Annotated in this window: 20 protein-coding genes and 1 other annotated feature; of the genes, 9 read left to right on the top strand and 11 right to left on the bottom strand. The window is 60.1% G+C overall.

Translation table 11 applies throughout. From position 1 onward, the window contains the following. Nucleotides 1-418: 418 nt before the first annotated feature. Entirely contained in the window at nucleotides 419-931 is a 513-nt protein-coding gene (gene ldtR / locus G6K99_RS05805; protein WP_062454736.1) for a transcriptional regulator LdtR, read from the bottom strand. 233 nt (nucleotides 932-1,164) lie between these two features. After that, the gene (locus G6K99_RS05800) at nucleotides 1,165-1,602 is read right to left on the bottom strand and encodes a DUF6163 family protein (protein WP_062454738.1); all 438 of its coding nucleotides are present in this window, start codon (nucleotides 1,600-1,602) and stop codon (nucleotides 1,165-1,167) included. 194 nt (nucleotides 1,603-1,796) lie between these two features. Between G6K99_RS05800 and hemB the strand changes: the two genes are divergently transcribed. From hemB to G6K99_RS05775, 5 genes are all read left to right on the top strand, one after another. Further along, nucleotides 1,797-2,807, top strand: a complete 1,011-nt coding sequence (gene hemB, locus G6K99_RS05795; RefSeq protein ID WP_092661939.1) for a porphobilinogen synthase — start codon at nucleotides 1,797-1,799, stop codon at nucleotides 2,805-2,807. Between the two features lie 76 nt (nucleotides 2,808-2,883). Further along, nucleotides 2,884-3,342 (top strand): RDD family protein, encoded by a 459-nt coding sequence (locus tag G6K99_RS05790; protein ID WP_062453284.1) that lies wholly within the window; start codon nucleotides 2,884-2,886, stop codon nucleotides 3,340-3,342. A 121-nt stretch (nucleotides 3,343-3,463) separates the two neighbouring features. Then, entirely contained in the window at nucleotides 3,464-4,225 is a 762-nt protein-coding gene (locus tag G6K99_RS05785; protein ID WP_062453285.1) for an arginyltransferase, read from the top strand. Nucleotides 4,226-4,300: 75 nt separating this feature from the next. Beyond that, nucleotides 4,301-4,522 carry an AbrB/MazE/SpoVT family DNA-binding domain-containing protein gene (locus G6K99_RS05780; protein WP_174195959.1) on the top strand — a complete coding sequence of 74 codons (222 nt, stop codon included), beginning with the start codon at nucleotides 4,301-4,303 and terminating at the stop codon, nucleotides 4,520-4,522. After that, nucleotides 4,522-4,908 (top strand): type II toxin-antitoxin system death-on-curing family toxin, encoded by a 387-nt coding sequence (locus G6K99_RS05775; RefSeq protein ID WP_174195958.1) that lies wholly within the window; start codon nucleotides 4,522-4,524, stop codon nucleotides 4,906-4,908. The genes G6K99_RS05780 and G6K99_RS05775 overlap by 1 nt, the downstream gene beginning before the upstream one ends. Before the next feature lie 45 nt (nucleotides 4,909-4,953). Here the strand turns inward: G6K99_RS05775 and parC are convergent, their stop codons facing one another. Then, nucleotides 4,954-7,221, bottom strand: a complete 2,268-nt coding sequence (gene parC / locus G6K99_RS05770) for a DNA topoisomerase IV subunit A (protein ID WP_174195957.1) — start codon at nucleotides 7,219-7,221, stop codon at nucleotides 4,954-4,956. A gap of 232 nt (nucleotides 7,222-7,453) precedes the next feature. Between parC and G6K99_RS05765 the strand changes: the two genes are divergently transcribed. Then, nucleotides 7,454-8,644 carry a hypothetical protein gene (locus G6K99_RS05765; RefSeq protein ID WP_062453289.1) on the top strand — a complete coding sequence of 397 codons (1,191 nt, stop codon included), beginning with the start codon at nucleotides 7,454-7,456 and terminating at the stop codon, nucleotides 8,642-8,644. 82 nt (nucleotides 8,645-8,726) lie between these two features. Here the strand turns inward: G6K99_RS05765 and G6K99_RS05760 are convergent, their stop codons facing one another. From G6K99_RS05760 to aspS, 3 genes are all read right to left on the bottom strand, one after another. Next, nucleotides 8,727-10,217, bottom strand: a complete 1,491-nt coding sequence (locus tag G6K99_RS05760; protein WP_174195956.1) for a SulP family inorganic anion transporter — start codon at nucleotides 10,215-10,217, stop codon at nucleotides 8,727-8,729. Between the two features lie 75 nt (nucleotides 10,218-10,292). Further along, nucleotides 10,293-10,350, bottom strand: a sequence feature (sul1 is cis-regulatory element that is thought to sense ions involved in sulfur or methionine metabolism; They are found in Alphaproteobacteria). A gap of 175 nt (nucleotides 10,351-10,525) precedes the next feature. Then, a complete protein-coding gene (locus G6K99_RS05755; RefSeq protein ID WP_062579936.1) occupies nucleotides 10,526-10,846 on the bottom strand; it encodes a DUF1236 domain-containing protein in 321 nt (106 codons plus the stop codon). A 175-nt stretch (nucleotides 10,847-11,021) separates the two neighbouring features. Then, on the bottom strand, nucleotides 11,022-12,812 hold the full coding sequence (gene aspS / locus G6K99_RS05750) for an aspartate--tRNA ligase (protein WP_062579935.1): 1,791 nt from the start codon (nucleotides 12,810-12,812) through the stop codon (nucleotides 11,022-11,024). Between the two features lie 260 nt (nucleotides 12,813-13,072). Between aspS and G6K99_RS05745 the strand changes: the two genes are divergently transcribed. From G6K99_RS05745 to G6K99_RS05735, 3 genes are all read left to right on the top strand, one after another. Then, the gene (locus G6K99_RS05745) at nucleotides 13,073-14,341 is read left to right on the top strand and encodes an MFS transporter (protein ID WP_174195955.1); all 1,269 of its coding nucleotides are present in this window, start codon (nucleotides 13,073-13,075) and stop codon (nucleotides 14,339-14,341) included. A gap of 90 nt (nucleotides 14,342-14,431) precedes the next feature. Next, on the top strand, nucleotides 14,432-15,577 hold the full coding sequence (gene rnd / locus G6K99_RS05740) for a ribonuclease D (protein ID WP_062453294.1): 1,146 nt from the start codon (nucleotides 14,432-14,434) through the stop codon (nucleotides 15,575-15,577). Nucleotides 15,578-15,826: 249 nt separating this feature from the next. After that, a complete protein-coding gene (locus G6K99_RS05735) occupies nucleotides 15,827-17,185 on the top strand; it encodes an esterase-like activity of phytase family protein (RefSeq protein WP_174195954.1) in 1,359 nt (452 codons plus the stop codon). Nucleotides 17,186-17,329: 144 nt separating this feature from the next. Here the strand turns inward: G6K99_RS05735 and G6K99_RS05730 are convergent, their stop codons facing one another. The 5 genes from G6K99_RS05730 to G6K99_RS05710 form a co-directional block, all read right to left on the bottom strand. Beyond that, nucleotides 17,330-18,616 (bottom strand): HEAT repeat domain-containing protein, encoded by a 1,287-nt coding sequence (locus tag G6K99_RS05730; protein WP_174195953.1) that lies wholly within the window; start codon nucleotides 18,614-18,616, stop codon nucleotides 17,330-17,332. A 117-nt stretch (nucleotides 18,617-18,733) separates the two neighbouring features. After that, entirely contained in the window at nucleotides 18,734-20,254 is a 1,521-nt protein-coding gene (gene ppx / locus G6K99_RS05725) for an exopolyphosphatase (protein ID WP_062579928.1), read from the bottom strand. A 29-nt stretch (nucleotides 20,255-20,283) separates the two neighbouring features. Then, nucleotides 20,284-22,497 carry an RNA degradosome polyphosphate kinase gene (locus tag G6K99_RS05720; protein WP_174195952.1) on the bottom strand — a complete coding sequence of 738 codons (2,214 nt, stop codon included), beginning with the start codon at nucleotides 22,495-22,497 and terminating at the stop codon, nucleotides 20,284-20,286. A 100-nt stretch (nucleotides 22,498-22,597) separates the two neighbouring features. After that, the gene (gene hdaA / locus G6K99_RS05715) at nucleotides 22,598-23,305 is read right to left on the bottom strand and encodes a DnaA regulatory inactivator HdaA (RefSeq protein WP_174195951.1); all 708 of its coding nucleotides are present in this window, start codon (nucleotides 23,303-23,305) and stop codon (nucleotides 22,598-22,600) included. A 7-nt stretch (nucleotides 23,306-23,312) separates the two neighbouring features. After that, entirely contained in the window at nucleotides 23,313-24,491 is a 1,179-nt protein-coding gene (locus tag G6K99_RS05710) for an AI-2E family transporter (protein ID WP_062453299.1), read from the bottom strand. Nucleotides 24,492-24,703: the final 212 nt, after the last annotated feature.

Here is a 24,703-nt window from a genome sequence, read left to right as displayed (position 1 = left end):
GTAGCACGAGTTTCCCGAACCTGTTCAAGCATGGCGGTCCCATAGCAATATGGCCAATTCGTGTCAGTTGCCGCAGCGTCACAAAGCCGTGTGAAAGCGTGACTTTTCGGCCTCCTTCGAGATACTCAACGGGAAATGTGGCAGGCGCGAACTCGAAGGCATTTCGGGAGGTTGGGAGTGCGCTGTGGAGCGAGAGAACGCTGCGTTCCGGTGTTCTTAAAGAGCCTGCATCAGGCGACCATGATAGAGGACATCTGGAGCTCTGAAACGGGATCGGCGGAGCGTATTGCGACGCTCCGCCCGATATGTGTGTCGTGCCACTGCATGACTGGAGGAAATGCAGGCGCCGACAGTTGTCTTTGCCGTGCCGCCGTCGCGCCTCCGGTGGTTCAGGAGCGCGGCGCGGCGATGGCAGATATTACATGCGGTAAGCGATGCTGTCGTTCCAGAAGCGGTCGAGGCGCTGCAGCAGCTTGTTCATCTGCGAGAACTCGCCTTCGCCGATGCCGCCGACCTTTTCGATCGAGCCGACGTGGCGATCATAGAGCTTGGCGACGGTTTCTGCGACTTCCTGGCCTTCCTTGGTCAGGCTGATGCGGACCGAGCGGCGGTCGATGCGCGAACGCTGGTGGTTAATGAAACCGAGGTCGACCAGCTTCTTGACGTTGTAGGAAACGTTGGAGCCGAGATAGTAACCGCGCGAGCGCAGTTCACCGGCAGTGAGTTCCGAGTTGCCGATGTTGAAGAGGAGAAGTGCCTGGATGGCGTTGACGTCGTCGCGACCCTGGCGGTCGAACTCGTCCTTGATGACGTCGAGCAGGCGGCGGTGAAGACGCTCGACCAGGTGGAGCGATTCCATGTAAAGCGAACGGATCGGGTCTTCGTTGATGTCTGCTGCGACCGGTGCCTGCGGCTTCATTTTCGTGTTCATCATGACTGCCTCACTGTTTTGCTTGGCGGTGTGTTTGTTTATTCCCGCCTTGAGACAGACACTAACGAAAGCGCATAAAATTCGACTTAAAACAAAGGGTTAACAAATTCTTGCAGAAGTTTTTCCAATCGTCGGCAGTCTAGCTGCCTCCCCCTCACCCTTATTTCCGCCCTATTGAAATCAATGGGTTAGGTCAAAATTTCAGGCCAAATCAAGGCGCCAAAGCTTTAGGGTCAAGGTGAATCAATCCTTACCCGCTCCGCCTTGCGCCGCTCTTCCAGCCATAAAGAGAGCCGAAACACGCCGTAAATGGCGGCCACGAGGCCGTGCAGGATGGGCACAAGAGTGTTCCGTCCGAAGATTTCTGGCCAGACGAGATACATCAGCACCTGCGAGAACGCTGCGATAGTCCAGAGCACCGCGCCCCAGGACACGGTGAGCCACAAACCGAGCGAGGCAACCGGAAACAGAACGGCAAGCGAGGCCGCCGCCACTTTCCAGGGCGGCGCCAGAAGATCAAAGCGCGCCATGCCGTGCAGCGAATAGCCGACCAGCATCGCCCAGTACTGGATGCCGAACCATAGGCAGGCAACCGCGATAATCCTGAGGAAGACGACGAACAGGATTTCCGTCAGCGTGCGCTTGGGTACCGTGGGTGAATCAGATTCCATGCCTTCAATCATATCGGGAGACGTCGCGAGCCGCCAGCAGGCCGCATGGCAGCAATGCGCAGTAAGCCCCATTCATAAACAGTTTCTCGCGTGTTAGAGCGTTTGACCTGACACAAGCCTGCTCCGGCAGAATGTTTCAATCCAGCCAGGAAACGCTCTCGTCAGCAGCGAGCAATAAGAACGGAGTATCCGTCATGGACAAGACCCACCTCGTCGACCACGTCACCGGTCATCGCCGCATGCGGCGCAACCGCAAGGCAGACTGGACGCGACGCATGGTGCAGGAGAACCGGCTGACCGTGGACGACCTGATCTGGCCGATCTTCATCGTGCCCGGCACCGGCATCGTTGATCCGATCAAGTCGATGCCCGGGGTCAACCGGATGAGCGTCGACAAGGCGGTGGAGGCTATCAGGGAAGCGGCAGATCTCGGCATTCCCGCTGTTGCGCCCTTCCCCGACATCGAGATGAACCTGCGCGATGAGACGGGATCAGCGATCCTCGATCCGAACAACCTCATCAACCAGTTCACCATCGCCGCGAAGAAAGCGGTGCCCAATATCGGCGTCATCACCGACGTGGCGCTCGATCCATTCACCAGCCATGGCCATGACGGCATCCTGCGTGAGGGCATGATCGTCAACGACGAGACGGTTGATCAGGTGATCAAGGCGGCGGTCCTGCAGGCGGATGCAGGTGCCGACATCATCGCGCCGTCCGAGATGATGGACGGTCGCATCGGCGCCATCCGCCGCGGGCTCGACGCTGCCGGTCACCAGGATGTCGGCATCATGTCCTATGCGACAAAGTTCTCCTCGGGATTTTACGGTCCGTACCGTGAGGCGATCAATACGAGCGGGCTCCTGAAGGGCGACAAGAACGCCTATTACATCTCGCCCGCCAACGGCACCGAAGCGATGCGCGACGCGGCACTCGACGTGGAAGAAGGCGCCGACATGCTGATGGTCAAGCCGGGTATCGCCTATCTCGATATCTGTTGGCGCGTGAAGGAAGCTTTCGGCCTGCCGACCTACGCCTATCAGGTCTCCGGCGAATATTCGCAGATCAAGGCGGCGGCGATGAACGGCTGGATCGACGGCGACCGGATCATGATGGAGACGCTGCTCTGCTTCAAGCGCGCCGGCTGCGACGGCATCCTGACCTACTTTGCGATCGAGGCCGCGAAGAAACTCGGCCGGGTTTAAAGCCTATGGTGGCAAACCTTGCTGTTGGGCTTGCCACCTCTTATATCGGGTTTGGTACAACTGGAGAACCACGCGAATGAGCTTCGAACCGAACCCGACCTATGCCGCACCGGACAATTGGCGCGCCTATAGCGGCGTTCTGTCACGCCGGATCTTCGCCTTTGTCATCGATTACCTATTCGTTCTTCTGCTGTGCATCCCTGCAGCGGTGATCGTGTTCTTCTTGGGAATTCTGACGCTCGGGCTTGGCTTCATGCTCTATCCCGCGTTGTTCTTCATCGTCGCCCTCCTCTATTTCGGCCTGACGCTCGGTGGCGCCAGCCAGGGATCTCCGGGCATGCGCGCCATGGGGCTTGCCATGACACGGGTCGACGGGCGCCGGATGGATTTCCTGACTGCCATGGTTCACACGGTACTGTTCTGGGTGATCAATTCGGTACTGACGCCGCTGGTGCTCCTGGCCGGGCTGTTTATCGAGCGCTCGCGGCTGGTTCACGATCTCCTCCTCGGCACCGTCGTCGTCCGCAGGTCATAAGACCGCAACAGTGATCTAGGGATGCGTCAACCGGCAAATGCGCCAGTTGACGTTTCCGCGTTATGCGCCATGCTAGGATCAGTAGCGCCACGAGCAAGACGACGGACCGGGCTGCACCTCTATGAACACACAGACAACGCCATCACCTCAGTTCTACCTGACGGCACCGGCGATTTGTCCGTATCTATCGGGTGAAATGGAACGCAAGGTGTTCACGCATCTCGTCGGTCCTCGCGCGGCGGAGATGAACGACCTATTGACCCAAGGCGGGTTTCGACGGTCCCAGAACATCGCCTACCGGCCAGCCTGCGAAGCGTGCCGTGCCTGCGTTTCCGTGCGAATCCTTGCAGGCGACTTCCAGCCGGCGAAATCCATGAGGCGCGTTCTTGCGACCAACAGCGACATCATTGCGACCCTTGGTCCAGCGCAGCCGTCGACCGAACAGTTCTCCCTGTTCCGACGGTATCTCGACAGCCGTCACCAGCGCGGCGGGATGTCGGACATGTCCGCCCTCGACTACGCGATCATGGTCGAGGATTCGCACGTCAACACCCGCGTCATCGAATACCGCCGCCGCGAGCCGGGAGACGGTATCGCTGGCACGCCGAGGGGCGAATTGCTCGCCGTGGCGCTGACCGACATGATGAGCGACGGGCTGTCGATGGTCTATTCCTTCTTCAACCCCGATCTCGAAAAGCGCTCTCTCGGCACCTTCATGATCCTCGACCATATCAACCGCACGAAGACGCTCGGCCTGCCGCATGTCTATCTCGGCTACTGGGTGAAGGGGTCGCCCAAGATGGGCTACAAGACCCGCTACCAGCCTCAGGAACACCTGACGGCCCGCGGATGGGAACTTGCCGATCCGGCGCGCGACGTCTGACGCCCCCTCTCCCGACGGCATTGCAAATCGGCCATCCTCATGTTGTAACTCGCGTTGCAACACGAGGATACGCGCATGAAGACCACCATCCGCAAGATCGGCAATTCCGAAGGCATCATCATCCCGAAGGAGATTCTGGAGCGGATGGGGTTGCGCGCGGGAGATAATATCGATCTTAGCGAAGAAGCAGGGAAGCTGGTCTTGAAGCCGCTCGATGACGATTTCAACCGTCAGCTAGAGCATGCGGAGCGCTTCATGGACAGATACAAGGTTGGCCTCAAGAAGCTGGCCGAGTGATGGCCATCCAATTTCTTTCACGAGCGCTGGTTGAACGCCTCCACCTGCGCCAGATCGAAAGATTCGGTGGGGCTTATGGTTTGCGCGATGAGGGCGCGCTGGAATCTGCGCTGATGCTTGCCGTCAACAAGGTTGCATATGGATCGACAGACCTCATCGAGCTGGCGGTAGCGTATCTTTACGTTCTTGCAATGAACCATGCTTTCATCGACGGCAACAAGCGGATCGCGATCGTCTCAGCCGGTGTCTTCCTGATGGACAACGGGTATGCCATCGATACCGATGACGCCACGATCTACCAATTCGTCCTCTCCGTCGCAGCCGGCGAGATCGACGAGGACGGTGCGGCGCGGTTCCTTCGGGATCACACGGTCCCCTACCCCTGAACCGGTCCGCCCATCAGGGCGAACCGTCTCAATCCAAAGGCCTGATCAGCCGGCGAATTTGCCGCTGCGCGGAAAGCCCTTCGGAACGGTGCGGCCGGCGGAGGCGCGGTCACCCATCCATTCGAGAAGCTCATCCTTGCTGCGGTTGAAGGCGCGTCCCGCACTGTCTTCCCAGGCAAGCCCGGCATCGATTGCAAAACACTTGATGTCGGAGATGCCGCCATCCTTGTAGCGCTGCAGGCGCACGCCCTTGCCGCGTGTCATTTCCGGCAACTGGTCGAGCGGGAAGACCAGCATCTTACGGTTCTCGCCGACAATCGCGACGTGATCGCCCTTGACCTGAACCACCAGCTTTGCCTCGTCCGGCATCGAGACGTTCATGACTTGCTTGCCCTTGCGGGTGTTGGCCACCATCTCGCTTTCGGCAATGACAAAGCCATAGCCCGCTGTCGACGCGATCACCATCTTGCGGCTGGCGTCGTGGACGAAGGCGGTCAGGATGTCCTGGTCGTTCTCCATGTCGACGATGATGCGGATCGGCTCGCCATGGCCGCGGCCGCCCGGCAGCTTATCGGCGCCGAGCGTGTAGGCCTTGCCGCCTGTTGTCACCAGCAGCAGCTTGTCGGTCGTCTGCGCCGTGAACGCGATCTTCGGTCCGTCTCCTTCCTTGAAGACGAGGCCCGACGTATCGGTCACATGCCCCTTCAAAGCGCGGATCCAGCCCTTCTGCGAAATCACGACGGTGATCGGTTCCTTTTCGATCATCGCCTGTTGGATTGCTTCCAGATTGGCTTCCGGCGCATTGGCGAACTGGGTGCGCCGGCGGCCGAGCTCGGTCGCCTTGGCATACTGTTTCTTGACCTCCTGGATCTCCCAGGCGACGGTCTTCCACTGCTGTTCGTCGGAGGCGAGAAGCGCTTCGATCTCGCCCTTTTCCTTGGTCAGATTATCGTGCTCGGTGCGGATCTCGAACTCTTCGAGCTTGCGCAAATTGCGCAGCCGCATGTTGAGGATCGATTCCACCTGCAGGTCGGTCAGAGACCAGCGCGCCACCATGACAGGCTTCGGCTCGTCCTCCTCGCGGATGATGCGGATCACCTCGTCGATGTTGAGGTAGGCGATCAGCAGGCCGCCGAGGATTTCCAGCCGCCGGTCGATTGCTGCCAGACGGTAGCGGGAGCGGCGAACCAGCACGTCCTTGCGATGCGCCAGCCATTCGAGCAGCACCTCGTTCAGCGCCATCACCCGCGGCACGCGCCCCATCGAGAGCAAGTTCATGTTGAGCGGAATGCGGTTTTCAAGCTCGGTCAGCTTGAACATCGATTCCATCAGCAGCGTCGCATCGACCGTGCGGTTCTTCGGCACGATGATGATGCGGACGTCTTCGGCGGATTCGTCGCGGATGTCGTCGAGTAGCGGCAGCCTGCGGGCAATCAGCAGTTCGGCGATCTTTTCGATCAGCCGCGACTTCTGTACCTGGTAGGGAATTTCGGTGACGACGATCTGATAGCCACCGCGGCCGAGATCCTCGATCTCCCACTTGGCGCGGACGCGGAAGCCGCCGCGACCTGTCTTGTAGCTCTCGAGGATCGACTCGCGGTTATCGATGATGATGCCGCCGGTCGGAAGATCCGGACCCGGCATGAACTCGAGCAGCTTTTCGACGCTGGCATCCGGATGGGCGATGAGATGCAGCGCCGCGTCGCAGACTTCATGGGCATTGTGCGACGGGATCGACGTCGCCATGCCGACCGCGATCCCGGAGGCGCCGTTGGCCAGCAGGTTCGGGAAGGCACCGGGCAGAACCGTCGGTTCGGAGTTGCTCTCGTCATAGGTATCGCGAAAGTCGACCGCATCCTCGCCGATTCCCTGCAGCAGCAGTTCGGCAACGGCAGTCATCTTCGATTCGGTGTAACGCATCGCGGCGGGGCTATCGCCGTCGATATTGCCGAAATTGCCCTGGCCGTTGACCAGCGGATAGCGCTGCGAGAAATCCTGCGCGAGACGGGCAAGCGCATCGTAGATCGATTGGTCGCCGTGCGGATGGTAATTACCCATCACTTCACCGACGATCTTCGCGCATTTGCGGAAGGCCGAGTTGGGGCGAAGGCCCATCTCGTTCATCGCGTAGACGATACGGCGATGGACGGGTTTCAGACCGTCGCGCACATCAGGCAGAGCACGGTGCATGATCGTGGAAAGAGCGTAGGCAAGATAGCGCTCTTCGAGCGCTGCCTTCAGGTCAACCGCCTGAATGTGGTCGCCGCCGCCGTCTCCCGAGCCGTCGCCAGGTGGAGTTACAATTTTTCCCATGGCACTTGACTATAGAAATCCCTGATTCCCGGCAAGAAACCTATCCAAACGCCCTGTGGATGATCGGGCCGATGACACAAGTTTTCACTGTTTGGCGACAAACATTTACGCTGCCGCAATTATGCCGAAGCGAATGGACACTACGGCATGGACGTTTTGCACCGTCCGCCTTAACTCTTGCCTCAGCCAGACTGTAATTGATCCCGGGCCGTGCCGCCCGCCAGGAGGACCTATGACCCACTTTTCCACCACGGCGCGCCTGCTTGCCGCCGCCACAGCGCTGTCGGTGTTTGCCGGGCCGGCCTTGGCTCTCGACGGCAACGATCTTCTGAAGAAGATCAACGCCGCGCTCGTCATCCAGGGCGGCGCGCTCGAAGCCCAGTCGGTTGCCGTCGACGGGTCGAAGGTGACGCTTACAGGCGCCACCTACAATCCCTCAGGGGCTCCGCAGAAGATGCCGATCGGCACTGTGACGATGGATGGCGTCGAAGAAGCCGAGGGTGGCTACACGATCGACAAGGTGACCTTCCCTAACATCAACGTTTCGCATGAAGCCACCACGATCAGCGCGTCCGACATCACGATGAGCGGCGTCACGGTACCGGCGGACGCCACGAAGAACACAATCGAGTCGCTCCTGCTCTACGAGGAAGCCAAGACCGGCGCCACGACCGTCGCAGTCGGCGGCAAGACCGTTCTCACAGTCGGCCCGAGCAGCGTCACGACGGAGGTTGCGGACGACAATTCCGGTATCGACTTCGATATGGCGCTGAACGAAATCAAGGCGGATCTCAGCATCATCGACGACCCGCAGTCGCGCGAGGCAATCCAGGCGCTTGGCGTCAACACTCTGGATGGCAGCATCAACCTCAATGGCACATGGACGCAGAACGACGGTACTGTCGCCGTCGAGGAATATGCCATCGACTTCGACAAGGTTGGCCGCCTCGACCTGTCCTTCAGCTTTTCCGGCTATACGATCGACTTCCTGAAGTCCGCGCAGGAAACCGCAAAGGCGCTGGAAGCCAACCCGAACAAGCAGGAAGCGCAACAGGCGGCAAACCTTGCCATGCTCGGCCTGATGCAGCGGCTCACGTTCAACGCGGCCCAGATCCGCTTCGAGGATGATGGCGTGACGGCGAAGGCGCTGGATTATGCCGGCAAGAAGCAGGGTTCGAACGGCCCGCAGATGGCACAGATGATCAAGGCGATGACGCCGATCGTGCTGTCGCAGTATAACATTCCGGAACTGCAGAACATGCTGAGCCAGGCCGTCAACACCTATCTCGACAAGCCCGAGAACCTGACGATCACGGCAGAGCCGGCAAACCCTGTTCCGTTCCCGATGATCATGGGCGCGGCAATGGGCGCACCGAACACGCTGCCGAACGTGCTGGGCGTCAAGGTCTCCGCGAACGACTGATCGCTTCCCTCTACGGGATGAATGAAAAAGCCCCGGCAAGCGATTGCCGGGGCTTTGTCTTGTTCAGGATAGGTGCGCCGCTTCAGTGTCCGGGGGGGGCCGAAAGGGCTGCGTGTTCCTTGTCGTGCAGCGCGAACCGGTCGATCATCGAGGCGCTTGCCTCGTTGGCACCGATCACCTCGACGGCGATGCCGCGGCTACGGAATTTCATCACTGCACGGTCGAGTGCACCGACGGCCGAGATATCCCAGAGGTGCGCACGGCGAACGTCGATCGTGACGCGTTCCAGGCTTTCGGCGAAATCGAAGGCGTCAACGAGAGCGTCTGCCGAGGCGAAGAAGACCTGTCCTTCAACCGCATAGGTTCTTGCCTTGCCGTCTTCGGAAAGGCTGGAGGACACGCGCACCATCCTGGCCACCTTGCCCGCAAAGAACACACCCGACAGAAGCACGCCGACGATGACGCCCTTCGACAGATCGTGCGTTGCCAGAACAACCGCGACGGTCGAGAGCATGACGATCGAGGATGTACCGGGATGCCGCTTGAGATCGATCACCGACTTCCAAGAGAACGTGCCGATCGCAACCATGATCATGACGGCCACGAGTGCTGCAACCGGCACAATGCGGAGGATATCATCAAGTACCAGAAGCAGGATCAGCAGGTATATGCCGGAGGCAAAGGTCGAAAGCCGGCCTCGCCCGCCTGACGTGACGTTGATCACCGACTGGCCGATCATGGCGCAGCCGCCCATGCCGCCGAAGAGGGCTGCAACGATGTTGCCGCTGCCCTGACCGAAACATTCTTTTGTCTTGCTGCTGGTCGTGTCTGTCATTTCATCGACGATCTGTGCGGTCAGCAGCGATTCCAGAAGACCGACGGCTGCGAGTGCCAGCGAGTACGGAAAGATGATCCGCAGCGTCTCGAAGGTCAGTGGTACGTCCGGCAACAGGAAGTCCGGAAGCGCCGTCGGCATCGCGCCGAGATCGGCAACGGTCGGAACCTCTATGCCGAAGGAGAGCGCCAGAATGGTAACGGCAGCGATCGCCACAAGGGGTGACGGGATGGCTTTGGTTACATAGGGAAACAGATAGATGATGCCGAGCGCCAATGCGATGAGCAGGTAGGTCACCTGGGGAACGTTGATGAGTTGCGGCAGCTGAGCCAAAAAGATCAGGATCGCCAGTGAGTTGACGAAGCCGGTCATGACCGATTTCGACACGAACCGCATCAGGCGACCGAGTTTCAGCATGCCGGCGAAGATCTGCAGGATGCCCATCAGGATGGTTGCGGCAAACAGGTACTGGATGCCGTGATCGCGCACCAGGGGCCCCATCAGCACCGCAGTGGCAGCCGTGGCGGCCGAGATCATGGCCGGGCGGCCACCGGTGATCGCGGTGGTGCAGGCAATGGCGACCGAGGCGAACAGGCCGACCTTTGGATCGACGCCGGCAATGATGGAAAAACCGACAGCTTCGGGGATGAGCGCGAGCGCAACGACGATGCCGGCAAGGAGATCGCCGCGAATGTTCGAAAACCATTCGCGCCGATAGGCGGAAATTGACTGTGTCATGTATTGGAAACTTCGCAAATAAAGCGCATCCGCCGGGAGGTATCCTCCAGGGTGAGAAAGACGGCTGATGCTTTGCGTTGTCCGGCGGATCGGCGGCCGGAAGAGCCACTCGGGAGTTTCACCTGAGTCCTTGTGATGGGCGACCTATAGCGGAGAGAATTGCAGATGCCAAGCGTGGTACGGGAATATCTGCGAGACGGTGACGGTAGCGGCCCCGAAGCGATACGGACTAAAAGCTCCGACGCAAAAAGACCGGAGCTGCGGTGGCAGCCCCGGTCTCTCAAATACTATCCGAAATCGGACAGGTCCTATTCCAGGACCTGAATAACCGTGCGCGTCTGCGGGTCGACGATGACGCGGCGATCGTTCACGACCGTGTAACCGTAGGAGTCATATCCCTGCACAGGACGAACCTGGACAGCTTCCGGCAGCACGCGGCCGACCAGAACGTCGCCTTCGTACGGCACGGATTCAACCGGCTGCTCCATCACGTAGGTGCGGACTTCGCCTGGCATGACAACCGTTGCGGGTGCCATTGCTGGTTCCTGCGTGATGATCGTCGTCTGGGCGAAGGCTGCACTCGAAAGCGCCATGAATGCCGCCGAAGCGGTCAGTACGATCTTGCGCATAGTCTTACTCCATTTGTTTATTCTGCCTCTACAACTCGAAGTACGCGGCGATGGTTCCGTCCGACCAAGGTCTGATCGCTGCACTGCAACCAAGCCCTGCCCTGCTCAAACGGGAAAGCCCGGCCTCCTTCGAGCGCCGGGCTTTCCAATCTCGTCACAGAAATAGAACCGAAGATCAGTCCTTCTTGACCGGCGGGATCGGGCGGATCGCCAGTTCGCGCAGCTGCGAGGGGCTCGCTTCCGATGGCGCGCCCATCAGAAGGTCCTGAGCCTGCTGGTTCATCGGGAACAGCGTGATCTCGCGCAGGTTCTTGGCACCGGTCAGAAGCATGACGACGCGGTCGACGCCGGCTGCCATGCCGCCATGCGGCGGTGCGCCGTACTGGAATGCGCGGTAGAGGCCGCCGAAGCGATCTTCCACGTCCTGCTGCGAAAGGCCGACCATTTCGAACGCCTTGACCATGACTTCCGGCAGCTGGTTACGGATCGAGCCAGAGGCGATTTCGAAGCCGTTGCAAACCATGTCGTACTGGTAGGCCTTGATCGTCAGCGGATCCTGGTTTTCCAGCGCGTCGAGACCGCCCTGCGGCATCGAGAACGGGTTGTGGGCGAAGTCGATCTTCTTGTCTTCCTCGTTGTATTCGAAGAACGGGAAGTCGACGATCCAGCACAGAGCGAACTGGTTCTTGTCGGAAAGGTTCAGTTCGTCGGCAGCGCGGTTACGGGCTTCGCCGGCAAACTTGTAGAACTTGTCTGGATCGCCAGCGACGAAGAAGCAGGCATCGCCCGCTTCGAGGCCGAGCTGGGTGCGAACGGCTTCGGTGCGCTCCTCGCCGATGTTCTTGGCGAGCGGGCCGGAGCCCGCGATCTTGCCGTCTTCTTCCTTCCAGAAGATGTAGCCGAGACCCGGCTGGCCCTGGCCCTGCGCCCAGGCGTTCATACGGTCGCAGAACGCTCTCGAACCGCCGGTCTTGGCCGGGATCGCCCAGACTTCGACCTTCGGGTTCGACGCGATCATGTTTGCGAACACCTTGAAGCCGGAGCCGGCGAAATGCTCGGTGACGGCTTCCATCTCGATCGGGTTGCGCAGGTCCGGCTTGTCGGAGCCGTATTTGCGCAGCGCGACGTCGTAAGGAATCCGCGGAAACTCCTTGGTAACCGGCTTGCCTTCGGCAAACTCCTCGAAGATGCCGCGCATGACCGGCTCCATCGTCTCCCAGACTTCTTCCTGGGTAACGAAGCTCATTTCCAGGTCGAGCTGGTAGAATTCGCCTGGCAGGCGGTCGGCACGCGGGTCTTCGTCGCGGAAACACGGTGCGATCTGGAAGTAGCGGTCAAAGCCCGCCACCATCATCAGCTGCTTGTACTGCTGCGGCGCCTGCGGCAGCGCGAAGAACTTGCCGGGATGGATACGGCTTGGAACCAGGAAGTCGCGCGCGCCTTCGGGCGACGATGCGGTCAGGATCGGTGTCGAATATTCGGTAAAGCCACAGGTAGCCATTTCGCGGCGCATGGCAGCGATGATCTGCGTGCGCTTGACGATGTTCTTGTGCAGCGTTTCGCGGCGAAGATCGAGAAAGCGGTACTTGAGGCGCACGTCTTCCGGATATTCCGGCTCGCCGAACACCGGCAGCGGCAGTTCCTTGGCAGCGGACAGGACTTCGATCTCCTGTGCGTAGAGTTCGATCTCGCCGGTCGCCATCGTCTTGTTGACGGTCTCGTCGGAACGCGCCTTGACGGTGCCGTCGATGCGGATGACCCACTCGCCACGCACGACTTCGGCCGACTTGAAGGCCGGGCTGTCCGGGTCGGCAACGACCTGGGTCATGCCATAATGGTCGCGAAGGTCGATGAACAGAACGCCGCCATGGTCACGGACGCGATGAACCCAGCCGGAGATACGGACATTGGAGCCGACATCCGACTTGCGGAGGGCTGCACAGGTGTGGCTGCGGTAACGATGCATTGTCTTTTATCCTGGACTGATGCTGAAAGCGGCTTCATCGGCGCGCGAAGCACAGCCGTACGAACCCATGAAAATCGGCCGGAAAAGCGCATGGTGGGCCTGCTTTGTCAAGACTTGTCACAGTCTCCCGCGGCGCTCGAGCCCTTTCCCCCGCTTTTACGGCTAGAGTTGCATAGGAGGATGTCATAACCAGAATGGGTCGATACGGCCAGCGCGCTGGCTGAGTCTCTGCGCCTGCCGACCATGCCCGAAAGCATCCGATGAACCAGATCCGCCCGCTGATACCGCTTCTGATCACCGCAGGGATCCTGATCGGCGGCAACGGGCTCCAGGGCACTTATATCGCGCTGCGCGGTTCGGCCGAGGGTTTTTCGCCGTCGGTCATCGGCCTGATCGGTGCCGGCTACAGTGTCGGCTTTGCGATCGGCTGCATCTATGTGGCAAGGCTGCTGCGCTCGATCGGCCATATCCGCACCTTTGCGGCCATGGCGGCAATCGCTGCGTCCGCCTCGATCGCCCTATCAATGGTCATCGACCCCGTCTTCTGGTTCGCCATGCGTTTCCTGATCGGCATCACTATCGCCAGCCTGTTTGCCACCGTCGAGAGCTGGATCAACTCGCAGGTGACCAACGAGAACCGCGCGCGGACGCTGTCGATCTACCGTTTCGTCGATCTCGGCTCGGTCACGATCGCGCAATACCTGATCCCGACCTTCGGCATCGACGGACCTGTCATCTTCAACATCATCGCCATCGCGCTGACGCTTTCGCTTGTGCCGATATCCATCGCCGACAAGTCGGGGCCGACGCCACCGGCCTCCATCTCATTCGATCTGAGAACCGTGTGGCGCATTTCGCCGCTCGCTGTGGTCGGCGTCGTGGCGGTCGGTCTGTCGATGGCGGCCTTTCGCAATATTGGGCCGATCTACGCCAAGGAGATCGGCATGAGTATCACGTCGATCGCGACCTTCATGAGTGCCGGCATCATCGGCGGCGTGGTACTGCAATATCCGCTCGGCGTCTATTCGGACAAGCTCGACCGGCGGCGCGTCATCCTGTGGACGACGATCGGGTCCGTCATCACCGGCGCCTATCTGTCGTTCGGCGCGGGCAGCAACGAGACGGCCAATATCATCAGCGTCTTCCTGTTCGGCGCCTTTTCGATGCCGCTCTATTCGCTCTGCTCGGCGCATGGCAACGACCATGCCAAGCCCGGCGAACACGCGGTGATTGCGGCAGGCTTGCTGTTCTTCTGGTCGGTCGGCGCCACGTTCGGACCGCTGCTTGCCGCAGCACTGCTGGAATTCTATGGCCCGCGCGCATTCTTTCTCTACACGTCCTTCATCTTCGCCGGGTTCGCGATCTACGCGCTGCGCCGGATGCAGGTGCGGGCACCGGTGCCGCCGCAGCAGCGGAGTTCGCGCTTCCGGGCCCTCCTGCGCACGTCGGCCTATTTCAACCGGCTTGCAGACCCTGCGGACCGTGGTGGCGACAAGGACAGGGACGCTGACGGCAACAACAGGAAATAGCCGGCTGCTGCGGGGAAAGGCTGGCCGTTTGTCTTGACATCTGCGGCGGGAAGGGAAAGGAAGGTTGACCACCTGCACGTGAATGAGACGATGATCGAAACAACAATTGCCCTTCAGGAAGCCTGCGAAAAGCTGGCTCAGTCAGACTTCATCACCATCGATACGGAGTTCTTGAGAGAGACGACCTTCTGGCCGGAACTCTGCCTGATCCAGATGGCGAGCCCGACAGTCGAAGTTCTCGTCGATCCGCTGGCAAAAGGGCTCGACCTCAAGCCCTTCTTCGAGCTGATGGCGAACACGGCGGTCACCAAGGTGTTTCATGCCGCGCGCCAGGATATCGAGATCATCCACCATCTCGGCAATCTCGTGCCGCACCCGATCTTCGATACGCAGGTCGCCGCCATGGTGTGCGGCTTCGGCGACAGCGTCTCCTACGACCAGCTGGTCAACCGCATCAAGGGCGTGCAGATCGACAAGTCGTCGCGCTTTACCGATTGGAGCCGCCGGCCGCTTTCCGAAAAGCAGCTCGACTATGCGCTGGCTGACGTCACCCATCTGCGCGACGTCTATCTGTCTCTGAAAGAACAACTGGAACGTGAAGGCCGTGCCCTCTGGCTGACGGAGGAAATGGCGGTTCTCGAGAGCGCGTCGACCTATGATCTGCATCCCGACGATGCCTGGCTTCGTCTGAAGTCGCGGCTGAGGAAGCCAAGCGAACTGGCGATCCTGAAATTCGTCGCCGCATGGCGCGAACGTGAGGCGCGCAGCCGCAACGTGCCGCGCTCGCGCGTGTTGAAGGACGATGCGATCTACGAGATTGCCCAGCAGCAGCCGAAGGATACCGAAGCTCTCGGACGTCTTCGCACCGTGCCGAAGGGCTGGGAACGCTCATCCTCAGGCGCCGCGATCGTCGAGGCTGTCAATACGGCGCTGGCGCTGCCGAAGACCGAGATGCCGCATGCTCCGAAGCATGTGCATCTGCCAGAAGGCACGGGCGCTGCCGTCGAACTCTTGAAGGTTCTGCTGAAGCTCATTTCCGACAAGCAGGGCGTTGCCGCCAAGGTGCTCGCCAATACCGACGATCTGGAAAAGATTGCTGCCGAAGGCGAGTTGGCCGAAGTGGCCGCCCTTTCCGGCTGGCGTCGCGAACTGTTCGGCGACACGGCGCTCAAGCTGATCCAAGGCGGCGTGGCGCTGCGCTTCGTCAACAAGAAGGTCGAGGCGGTCGAGCTGTAAGGCTCGTCCTCACCGTCTTTCAGAATACAAGGGATCGGCCTCCGGAGCGCCGGAGCGCGATCCCTTCTCGTTTAAATCCCAGTTATTTGCAGCGTTCCAGCCCGGCTCCGCGACGCTTGAACTACGTGCTCTGGCACCGTCAAGAAACCGACGTAAAACCTTCATCCAAGCGTCAACCGATCATCACCTCACCGTCATGCGTGCCGCCTATCGACGTCGCGTGTTCTTCTCAATCGAACAGGTGATTTGATGACCAAGACCTTTTTAGCCTCCGCCTTCGTAAGTGCTCTCCTCGCCGGCACGGCATTGGCCGACGACCGCGAATTTCCGGCAAAGCTCACAGGCCAGGCAATCCTGCCGGCCAATACGGTGACTGCTGCTCCAACCGATGCGCCTGAATTCCTCAAGACATCGGGCAAGTTCACCACGCCGGACCGCAAGCGCACGGAAAAGCTCGGATCGATCGACGGCAAGGACGGTGTTCGCGTCACCGACGTCAAGCTGCCATTCAACGGTCAACCGATCCAGGGCTTTTCCGGGATCAAGGCGATGGCAGACGGCACGTTCTGGACGCTCTCCGACAACGGTTTCGGCTCCAAGGCCAATTCCTCCGACGCGATGCTGTTCCTGCACCAGGTGAAGTTCGACTGGGCGACCAACAAGGTCGATGTCGTCAAGAACATCTTCCTGTCGGACCCGAACAAGATCGCCCCCTTCCCGATCGCCATGGAAGGCAGCGACAAGCGCTACCTGACCGGCGCCGATTTCGACATCGAATCGATCCAGCCCGTCGCAGACGGTTTCTGGCTCGGCGAGGAATTCGGGCCTTACCTCATCAAGGTCGACATGCTCGGCCAGCTGACCGATGTCGTTGCCACCACCGTCGACGGCAAGAAGGTCACCTCGCCTGACAACCCGACCCTTTCGATGCCGGCCAACCCCGCCGCCAAGATGCCGGTCTTCAACCTGAAGCGTTCGGGTGGCTATGAAGGCATGGCACTATCGAAGGATGGGCAGAAGCTTTACGGCCTGCTGGAAGGCCCGATCTTCCTCGACGACGGCAAGGTCGAACAGGCCGATGGGCGCACCGCGCTGCGCGTCATCGAATTCGACATCGCTTCGAAAAGCTGGACCGGTCGTTCCTGGCTCTATCCGCTGTCTGAAAAGGGTGTCGCGATCGGCGATTTCAACATGCTGGATGCCACCACCGCGCTCGTCATCGAACGCGACAACGGCGCCGGCACCAAGGACAAGGCCTGCGCCGATCCGAAGCAGCCGAAACCGGATTGCTTTGATGCGCCGGCCGAACTGAAGCGCGTCTACAAGATCGAGATGACCGACGCCAATGTCGGCGCGGCCGTCCGCAAGATCGGCTATATCGACCTTCTGAACATCAAGGACCCCGACAGCAAGAAGATGGCTGGCTCGAAGGACGGCATCTACGACATGCCGTTCGTGACGATCGAGAATGTCGACCAGATCGACGCGACACACCTGATCATCGGCAATGACAACAACCTGCCCTTCTCGGCCGGTCGCGCCGTCAACAAGGCTGATGACAACGAGTTCAGCCTGATCGAAGCCGCCGAGTTCCTCAACGCGAAGTAAAGCAGTGAGGCGGTGATCGGCAGGCCTCTAGAGCCCGGACATCACCACGACGAAACCGAAAAGGGTATCTGCATCGGCAAGTACCCTTTTCGACTCCATGACACCTCGAACCTGGACGTATTAAAGCTCAGGTATCGCCCGGATCTACCATTTCAGGACGTCGTTAAGCGATGATGGCGCTTTCAAGCTTCTGTTCAAATTCGTCGAAGGATCATTGAGCTGACGGACGATGTCACTCTTTTGCGACGAGGAAAGATTGCTCCCCGACTGCCGCAGGATCAGGATCTGGTTATTGGCCACACCCTGATCTGTCGTATCCTTGGCAGCGTTTACGCTCAGCTCCACGGCCCGCGGATCCTGCAGGCGGTACAGAAAATCTGCTGCCTGGTAGCGAATAGTCTTGTCCGGATCTGCGGCCGCCTGGATCAGCAACGGAAAATCCTCAGCGGTCAACTTTTGCGACAGAGACGACGCCAGGTTGGGGTCGGAGCGGATCATTTCTGCCAGGGCATAGACCACGCCGAGCTTGACGCGGTAATCGTCCGGCGATGCGTGCAGCGCAGACAGCATCATGGGCACTGCGACAACTCCGGCAGAAACCAGAAAGTCGCGGGAATTGCGCCTCAGGAACGTATCCTCGTTCCGCAGGCCGGCAAGCGCCTCTTGAATTTGATCGACCGATGCTTCCGGCCGAACCGCCGCCTGAGCGAACGCGCTCAGATCCCACCATGCACCTGTCGTGCTGCCGCTAACCTCCGCTGTCGGCCCAGGTGAAAGCGTATCCAGTTCGGACAGGAGAACCAGCGAGCCGTTCTTGACCTGCCGCGCATTATAGTCGAAGCGCCACTGGACCGGCCGGCCTTCGGCGAAAATTGCTCGGATTTTCTGGGCATCGCCGATAAGCTCGAAATACTCTTTGCCAGCTTCCTTTTCGATTGTATCGACCTGCATCCGCATCTGCGTGCTTTGTAGCGATGTACCGAGGCCAAGAAACTTGATCCGTCGGACCATGGCATCCTTGTAGATGTAGAGCGGCTCGTCATCGATTATGCGGATATCGGCGACATGCGAGAAGTCGCCGCTGATCTCGCCTTTAAACAGCGCCGGCGTGCCAGGCGGCGTAAATTGCTGGAGCATTAGAAACAGAACGACTGCCATGGCGCCGGCCCCGGTCACCGACCAGCCGGCCCAGTTCCCTGCAACCTTTGCACCGAACGCCGCAAGCACCAGCCCGAAACCGACGCAGATGGTCAGCGAGGAGGCGGTCTGGCTGCGTCCGAAGAGAAGGATCGCAGTACCCAGCAGCACGAGAAAGAGCCCGACGGCCACGCCGGCAACAAAGTATTTTTCCGGAAAATTGTTCTCGGGCGCCAGCGCGTTATTGGCCCCACCGTCCGCATGATTGTTCGCGCCTTGATCTGCCACTGCCATGTTCGAGCCCCCTCGAAGCCAACACCAACATAAGGCATGCCTGTTCAACCGAAGATAAGCCGAAGCTCGATCAGTTGCAACCGTCTAGATCTGATGCATCTGTTCTCGCAACAGCTGCTATTCGAACACGAAGGCGAGCTTCTTGCCGGTCAGCTTGGCAAGCTGCTGCAGCCGACCTTCCAGCCGCTCCCCAGCGAAGTTGCGGTAAGCGTGCGGAACGACGAATTCCATGTCGAGATCGGGCGAACTCGACTGGCGGAAAGTCAGGTTATTGACGATGCCAGGCATCGAGGCCGAAAACAGATAGACGACCCGCAACAATCCGCCGAGCAGTTTAGCCAGTTCCAGCAGCCGCGGTGTCGCAATCGTCGAGAGCGGGCCGGTGGCACCGTCGTCGCTCAAACCCTCGAACCGGTAGTAGTTGGCGAGCGCTAGGTAGGCGCGGCCCGCATGGGTAATGCCGACGAAGGACGAGTGGGCGATGACGTTAAGTGCCTGGGCGCCGCGGTAATCGGGATGCGCACGCCAGCTGATATCGGCCAGCAGGCAGGCAGCCCTGCGATAGCGGCTTTCTTCCTCGGTCTCGGTAATGCCGAAGAACGGCACCATGCGGCCGGTCCAATCGGCAAGCTCGCGCGCATGTTCCGGCGAACGCGCGCGCAGGATGGCGAGTTGATCGGCAGCCACGACCAGCGGATCGGCCTGCTTTTCCTCATCCGGCATCAGATGATAGAGATAGCCTTCCCGCACGCCCTGCGCCGAAAAGCTGACGACCGACGGCTTCATGACGGAGAGCACTTCCTGCAGGGCCACGGCGCCGAAGGGCAGAAGCGAACGACGGCTTTTCGAGACGGCCTGCCAGGCAGGATCCTTGGAATCCTTGGCATCAATCACGTCCTCGAGGAATTTCTGGATTTCCTCGAAGGTCAGTTCATACCCCTGCATCATGTGCAGCGGATATTTGGTGATTTCCATGTGCAGCTTGGCGATGTTGCGCCAGGTACCGCCAACGGCGTAGAAGGTGCGGCCCTCGCCCTTTTCCAGGAAGCGGGCGGTATTGACCTGCTTGCGGGCAAAGGTGCGCGCCTTGGAGATGGAGCCACCTGATGATTCCGACAGGCGCAGGCCGCCGAGAGGCAGGGTGATCCCCTTGCCGAACTCATGTCCCTTGATGTCGATCAGTTCAAGCGAACCGCCGCCAAGATCGCCGGCAACTCCGTCGACCTCGTGGAAGCCGCTGATCACGCCGAGAGCCGAATACTTGGCTTCTTCCTCGCCGGACAGGAGCTGAATTTCCTGGCCGAGGATTTCCTCCGCCTTGGCGATGAAATCAGGGCCGTTGGAGGCTTCGCGGGCGGCGGCCGTTGCAAGGACGTAGATTTCCGTCGCCTGCGCCTGGTCGGACAGCGCCTTGAACCGTCTGAGAGCGGCGAGCGCGCGCAACACGCCCTCGTCGTCCATCCGGCCGTTCGAGCCGAGACCCTTGCCAAGACCGCACAGAACCTTCTCGTTGAAGAGAACGGTCGGTGCCCTGGTCAGGCCTTCGTAAATCACCACGCGAACCGAGTTCGAGCCAATGTCGATGACGGAAACAGGGGCGATGCCAGGCAGGCGCCCTTGAGCTTCAGATCGTACCATGCTGCCTATTTCTTGACTGTTCTTGCCGGCTACTTTTTGCGTCCGGACATGACGCCGGCAATCAGTTTCGGAGCGCTGGATTTCAGGGCTTCACCACGCCCCGAGAGGCTAGGATTGGTCATGAAATAATGCTGCGCGTTGAACGGTTCTTCACCCTTGCGCACTTCCATGCGCCTTGACGTACCGTCCGCCAATATCTCGTAGCTCTGTTGATTGTCAATGAGATTGCCCAGCATGATCTGTGAAAGAACCTGCTCGTGCACGGTCGGATTGAGCAGCGGCACCAGCGTTTCGACGCGGCGATCGAGGTTTCGGGGCATCATGTCGGCGGACCCGATGTAGAGCAGAGCCTTGTCCGAAGGCAGGCCGTAACCGTTGCCGAAGCAGAAGATGCGGCTGTGTTCGAGGAAGCGCCCGACGATCGATTTGACGCGGATATTGTCGGAAAGACCCGGCACCTGCGGGCGCAGGCAGCAGATGCCGCGGATGACCAGATCGATTTCGACGCCGGCGCGGCTGGCGCGATAAAGCGCGTCGATAATCTCCGGATCGACCAGTGAATTCATCTTCATCCAGATCGCGGCCGGAGCTCCCGCCTTCGCGTGCGCGATCTCTTCCTCGATGTGTTTGAGAATGCGCGGTCGCAGCGTGTAGGGCGACATGGCGATCGTGGTGCTTTCCTTCGGCTCGCCGTAACCGGTGATAAAGTTGAAGATATTCGCCATGTCGTGGGCGATCTTCGGGTTGCAGGTGAAGAAGGAAAGGTCCGTGTAGATCTTTGCGGTGATGGGATGGTAGTTGCCGGTACCAAGGTGGCAATAAGTTCTCAGCTTGCCGTCCTCACGGCGCACCACCATCGACATCTTCGAATGTGTCTTGAGCTCGATAAAGCCGAAAACGACCTGCACGCCGGCGCGTTCCAGGTCTCGCGCCCAGCGGATGTTGGCCTCTTCGTCGAAGCGTGCCTTCAACTCGACCAGCGCCGTGACCGACTTGCCGGCCTCGGCCGCATCGATCAGGGCTCGGACGATGGGGCTGTCGTTGGAGGTTCTGTAGAGGGTCTGCTTGATGGCGAGGACGTCGGGGTCACGGGCTGCCTGAAGAAGAAACTGCACCACAACGTCGAAACTCTCGTACGGGTGGTGGACCACCATGTCCTTTTCGCGGATGGCGGCGAGGCAGTCTCCGGCGTGTTCGCGGACGCGTTCGGGAAATCGGGCGTTGTAGCTTTCGAACCGCAGATCGTCGCGCGGCGCCTTGGTGATTTCCGACAGCGTGTTAAGTGCCAGAAGACCCGGCAAGACCGCGACGCGGTTGTCCGGAACCCCGAGTTCCTGCACCACGAACTGGCGCAGTTCCGCCGGCATTTCCGAATCGGTCTCGATGCGGATGACCTTGCCGCGACGGCGGCGCTTGAGCGCCGTCTCGAAGAAGCGGACCAAATCCTCGGCTTCTTCCTCGACTTCGAGATCGCTGTCGCGGATGATGCGGAACGTACCGCCGCCCTTGACCTCGTAACCGGGGAAAAGCCGGTCGGTAAACATGGCGACCGCATCTTCGAGCGTGATGTAGCGGATCGTGTTTGCGTCGTCGGGCAGACGGATGAAGCGGTCAAGCGTCGTCGGCAGGCGCAGAAGACCCGTCATCGGCTCCTTGCCGTTCAGGCTGTGCAATTGCAGCCCCATCGAGAAGCCAAGATTGGGGATGAACGGGAACGGATGCGCCGGATCGATCGAAAGCGGTGTCAGGATCGGGAACAGCTCGTCGTCGAACGTCCCGGACAGCCAGTTACGGTCTTCGTCCGAAAGTGCTGCCGGACGGACGATCAGAATCTCTTCCTGCGCCAGATACTGCTGTAACACGGCGAGCGAGGCCTGCTGCTCCATCTGCAGATTGTCGATTTCCTGCAGGATCGCATCCAGCTGTTCTGCCGGCGTCTTGCCATCGGGGCTCTTGATGACGATGCCCTGGCGGACCTGCCCCTCAAGACCGGCAACGCGCACCATGAAGAATTCGTCGAGGTTTGCAGCCGAGATCGACAGGAAGCGGATGCGCTCCAGAAGCGGATGCGACGCGTTCAGCGTTTCCTCGAGAACGCGGCGGTTGAACTGCAGCCAGGAAAACTCGCGGTTGATGAACCGCTCGGGGCTGGAAAGCAGCGCCTCACCCATATCCACCGCTTCGTCCCTGCTGGCTGCCTCGCCCTTTTTGGGCTGCTCAATCTCGGTCGTCATCGATTCCATCTTCATCCATCCCAGAGCCAGCCCCATAACCGGTATGCGTGGGGCCGTGCGATACGTTTGACGACGCGACCGTCATAGTCAATTGCCGGCGCAGACGTTGCTAATCATTCGGTACGGCACTGCCGAAATCCTTGAGGACTTCGGTTGCCAGAGGACGGGTGATCCGGGTCCCGCGCGCCAATGCCAACCGGTCAAGCCGGTCGACGATGGTCTGCGCAGCGCCCAGGGATCGCTCCATCCTGGTGACGATGTAACTGAGAAGTTTGTCATCAATATAAAGCTGACGGTCGGCAAACAGTTTTACCATGACCTGCGCCAGCAATTCCTCATCGGGCTCGCCGATTTCCACCACGGTCGCAGCCTTCAGCCGTGATTTGAGGTCTGGCAGCGTCACGGACCAGGACATCGGCCATAGACGCGATGTCATCAACAAAGTGCGGCCATTCTGGCGCACGGCATTGATGACGTGGAAAAGCGTCGTCTCGTCGAAGTCGCGCCGATCGGCGTCCTCAAACAGCACCGGGCCGTCCGCTGCGACAGTTGCTGCATTCGAACCCGAGATCGGCTGGATCTCGGCAGCCCCTGCCCGCTCCCGCCAAATCTGGGCGAGATGCGATTTTCCGGAACCGATCGGGCCGGCGAGGATGACAACGGGCGATGGCCAAGCCGGCCATTCATCGACGATCGAGACCGCGGCGGCCAGCCGTTCGGAGACCAGGAGATCATCCCGGCTCTGCGCGGAATCATGGGTGAATTGCAGCGGAAGCTGTTCGCTTCTGCGCTGGTCGCGTTCGCTCGATCCGGTCATTCGCTTTTCAGATGTCTTTCTGGTCGCTCTTGGGAGCATCGAGACGCTGCATGCCGGTATTTTCATTGACCACGGCCTGTGGCGCCCCTTCCCACGGCAGATCTACCGATCGGCCGTAATAGAGATCGCTGTCAAGATACCTTGAGATCGCGAAGCGGACAAGCACGCCGACGACTGCCGCAGCGGGCACGGCCAGAAGAAGACCGACAAAGCCGAACATGGCACCGAAGGCAAACAGCGCAAACATCAGCCAGACCGGATGCAGACCGACGCTTTCGCCGACCAGCTTCGGCTGCAGGATATTGCCTTCCAGGAACTGGCCGGAGAAGAACACGGCAGCGACCGCCATGATCCACAGATAGTCCGGCCAGAACTGTACGAGCGCCACACCGATCGCCATGATCAGCCCGATCATCGAACCGATATAGGGAATGAACGAGATCATGCCGGCGACGAAGCCGATCAGCAGGCCGAAATTCAGGCCCACCAGCGACAGACCGACTGCATAGTAGATGCCGAGGATGAGGCAGAGCGATCCCTGCCCGCGAATAAAGCCGGCGACGGATCCATCCATGTCGCGGGCGATATCGCGCACCGTCTGGACCTGATCGCGCGGGATCCAGCTATCGACCTTCGATACCATCCGGTCCCAGTCCAGCAGCAGATAGAAGGCGACGACCGGGGTAACGATCAGAAGCGACACGACGTCGACGATCGCCTTGCCGGAGTTCCAGATCTGCGCGAACAGGGTACCGATGAAACCGGCGCCCTGGCTCAGCACTTCGGAGAAATTCTGTTTGACGGTCTCGATCTGGCTGGAGACCCAGCTCGGCAGGAACGAGTTCTCCGGGTTCGAAATGATCTGCTGCAACTGGGTGATGTAACCCGGCAACGCGGCGGCGAACTGGGTGAACTGCGTGACGATGATCGGGATGACCAGCATCAGCGACAGGGCAAACACGGTGACGAACGAGACCAGGATCAGCACGGAAGCCATCATCCGGCTCAGTCCGCGGCGCTGCAGCCAGTCTGCGACGGGATCGAGGAAATAGGCGAGCGCCATGCCCGCAACGAAGGGCAGAAGGATGGAGCTGAAAAACCACAGGAACAGCGCAAAGATGAAAAGAACGGCTGCCCAGAAGAAGACATGGCGGCGAAGGCTCGCTCCGCTGATATGATAGGGCATCTTTACGTCCTTTTTGCACTGCATTCCCGGTATCACGCATATGAGCCCGGACCGGGTAAGGTCAAGATCGGCATCGACTTCGCCGCGTCGGCCGACGGTCTGGCCTGTGAAAAGCCTTGAAAACCCACGCTTCTGCTTGCATCCTCCGCCATGTCATGCAATGGCGGGCCGGAGATTTTTGCGCAGCCGCTGCACGCCGAAAGGTCTCGATC

This window comes from Neorhizobium sp. AL 9.2.2, from assembly GCF_013317225.1.
Taxonomy (GTDB): Bacteria; Pseudomonadota; Alphaproteobacteria; order Rhizobiales; family Rhizobiaceae; genus Neorhizobium; species Neorhizobium soli.
Note: the sequence above shows the minus strand (reverse complement) of the source record. Positions and strands in the feature narration are given on the sequence as shown.